This is a genomic window from Novilysobacter erysipheiresistens, assembly GCF_036663935.1.
In the GTDB taxonomy this organism is placed as follows: Bacteria; Pseudomonadota; Gammaproteobacteria; order Xanthomonadales; family Xanthomonadaceae; genus Novilysobacter; species Novilysobacter erysipheiresistens.
Genome location: NZ_JAXGFP010000017.1, coordinates 1 through 3,177 on the forward strand (window position 1 = coordinate 1; position 3,177 = coordinate 3,177).

Annotated in this window: 2 protein-coding genes; both read right to left on the bottom strand. The window is 57.1% G+C overall.

From position 1 onward, the window contains the following. Positions 1 to 1,251 precede the first annotated feature (1,251 nt). Entirely contained in the window at positions 1,252 to 1,572 is a 321-nt protein-coding gene (locus SNE34_RS14725) for a DUF7957 family protein (RefSeq protein WP_332618374.1), read from the bottom strand. A gap of 1,242 nt (positions 1,573 to 2,814) precedes the next feature. Beyond that, positions 2,815 to 3,177 (bottom strand): hypothetical protein (locus SNE34_RS14730; protein WP_332618375.1); only part of this gene is annotated, 363 nt, incomplete at its 5' end.

The following is a 3,177-nucleotide window of genomic DNA, read 5'->3' on the forward strand; positions in this document are numbered from 1 at the left end:
CTTTGGTGTAACGAAGTAGTTTCGGCTTGAACGAATTGTTAGGCCGCACTGTACCCCGATGAAGGCCCGAGCGCGACGAAGCCTTCTGCACGAAGCTGCGGTGACAACCGTACCTGCGCGCCGAGAACCTGCACCGCCAGGAACCGCACGACGCGATGAACCGGCCGAGCGAGAAGCCAGCCGCGCAGCCCTGCGCGAACTCTCACGACAACCTGCCGAAGGGCGAGGGCGCTGCAAACGCGATGGACCAGAAGAGCCGGTAGCGCGACGAGTTGCAAGCCGCTGCTGCCCAAGCAAAGAACCGTTGCTGCTTGTGCGGCCTAACGCCTGAGTTAAGCCGAACCGCGTAGTGGAGCCAAAGGCATGGCAAGCTTTTTCTGCCATGCCTTTGGTGTAACGAAGCAGTTTCGGCTTGAACGAACTGTTAGGCCATACGCCAGAGAACCACAAGCGCTGACCCTACGAATAAAAGGAAGCCTGGAACTCCTGCGATGAGCCACAGCGAACTGCGCTTGGAGTGCCAGCTTGCCCAGTACAGAGCGATGACTCCCCCACAGAACCCACTCAAACCGAGAGAGTAGTTGCTGCCAAAGAGTGCGAGAGCTAAGGCAATCAGCGCGAAAGCCAAAGTGAAGACGAAGCCAAAGCCAGTAAGCCACTCCAGAAGCCGCTTGCTCCACGGCGCATGAGGATGTGCTGTTTGAGTGACGGGATACTTCAACGTAGGGCCTAACGCCGGAATTAAGCCGACCCGCAACGCGCAAGCAGGTGAGTTGTTGCAGTTTAACAACGACACATTTGAACGAAGCGACGAAGCGGGTTCGGCTTGAATGACTTGTTATGCGGTGTGGCCCCGGTTGCTGGCAAACACTGCAAGACGCCCGCCCCGGAACCCCGCCGTGAGCCGAAACAGTAGCAGTTTGCCGCGCCGATGTACCCGAAGATGGCTCCCGAATGATTGCGCTGCGAACTGCAAGCCAGGCCAACTTGCCGAAGCGAGGAGGGCGGGATGTGACGCCCCCGCCCGAAGTCCTGCCGCCCGGCGCCGGCGTGCGATCAGGCCGCGGCTAACTACACACACGGACGTTGTGGCCGAAGGAGACAAGCCGATGCAGAGTTCTCCGCCACACAATGCATAACGCCTGAATTAAGCCGACCCGCAGCGTGCAAGCCGGTGAGGTGGTGCAATGGGACAACGACACATTTGAACGAAGCGACGAAGCGGGTTCGGCTTGAATGAATTGTTAGGGCTCACTTGCTCCACCCCACAAGCTGAGCATTGCCTGTTGCGGTGTCCAGAACGTACTCATTGCCAAAGAAGCGGCCCGCCCAAATGCTGCCGTCATCTCGTCGCTCCACCCAAACGAATGAGTCACGCTCTAGTAGCCCAGGCGCCGCCTGAATTTGCCAGTAAACGTGCCCGATAGGATCGATGCAGTACACGTTGGCATTGTGTTCTTGGGGAGGGATGTCCCTGCGACCGCCTATCTCAAGCAAAACAATCCGACGGCTCTCCGGCAAGTCGACGGACGCCGAGGTGAGTTGCAGTTGATCCTTGGTCAGCGAGCGCATGTTGGTGTGAGGCCTAACGCCTGAGTTAAGCCGACTTGCGTAGTGGAGCCAAACACATGGCAAGCTTTTGCTGCCATGTGTTTGGTGTAACGAAGCAAGTTCGGCTTGAACGAATTGTTAGGCGCCACCCGGTAGCAGCGCCATGATTGCTGAGACAAGAGACCACAAAACGGCACAGGTGATGACGCCACTTGCCACAATGCCGACCAAGCGATGAAGGGTGGACGAGATACCGAGCCCGGCGAGCCGAGTGGCTAGAAAGTCCGTAAACCCAGCGATGCCGGAACAGAAGACGAACCAAGTAGACAGGATTGCGAGTACAGCAATGGGCAAGCCTACCAGGGAGCCCTTGGTCTTAAGAGATGCGGCGATGAGAGCGGCAGTTAGACCGAGCCATTCGATCCAAGCGAACCAAGCGCTAAAGGCTCCATTTCGCAACCACACAAACGGCCACGGATCGGGTTGCTGTTTCTCCGACATCCACTCATCTCCCCGTGGCGCCTAACGCCTGAGTTAAGCCGACTTGCGTAGCGGAGCCAACAACATGGCAAGCTTCTTCTGCCATGTTGTTGGTGTAGCGAAGCAAGTTCGGCTTGAACGAATTGTTAGGCCCACCCTAGTAGTACCCAACCATGGATAACATCCACGCAGCCGAGAGCGCCGGCCGCAACTTTGCTTCGAGTTCCGGGAACCACGGAGGCTCTTGCCATGTGCCATCTGGACGCTTTTCTAGCGGAGGCAACCAGTCTTNCCACCCTAGTAGTACCCAACCATGGATAACATCCACGCAGCCGAGAGCGCCGGCCGCAACTTTGCTTCGAGTTCCGGGAACCACGGAGGCTCTTGCCATGTGCCATCTGGACGCTTTTCTAGCGGAGGCAACCAGTCTTTGTGGCGCACCCAAACGTCAGGGACTTGCCGAGCCAAATCTGAGAGTTCGGCCTGAGTGAAGCCATGTGCAAGGAGCGTTCGGGTGCACTCCAATGCCCCCTCGTACTGCGGTAGATGACGAAGATTCAGCCTTCTCGCAAGTGGGATCAAGGCGGCAAGAGCCACCTCCAAATCCCTCAGCTGGCCAATACGATCTTCCTGGTTGTAACGGTACTCAGCCATGTCTGATGGGGGCCTAACGCCTGAGTTAAGCCGACCTGCGTAGCGTAGCCGGCAACATGGCAAGCTTTACCTGCCATGTTGTTGGTGTAGCGAAGCAGGTTCGGCTTGAACGAATTGTTAGGCGCCGACTCACGCCGGAGCCTTGAATATTAGATCTTGGAAGTCTTGCAGGCGATGAGCCCCACCTTGCGTGTTGCCTGCTTTGTACATGGCCAGTGCCTCGTCAAGGACATTGCTAAGGCGGCCACCACTATCAGCGTCAGGGAAGTCCCGCACTACAAACGAAATACCGTTGTGCAGTTGGACGAACGCTCGATTAAGATCGAGGACGTCATCCTGTGCAAGAAAATCTGGATTGCGGAACTGGTCTGGTGCGCTAAGCACAACTAGGCCAATGAAGTCGTAGAGACTGTCTATGTTATCTATCCATGCCATGTGAGCGCCTAACGCCGGAATTAAGCCGACCCGCAGCGTGCAGACCGGGTGCCGATG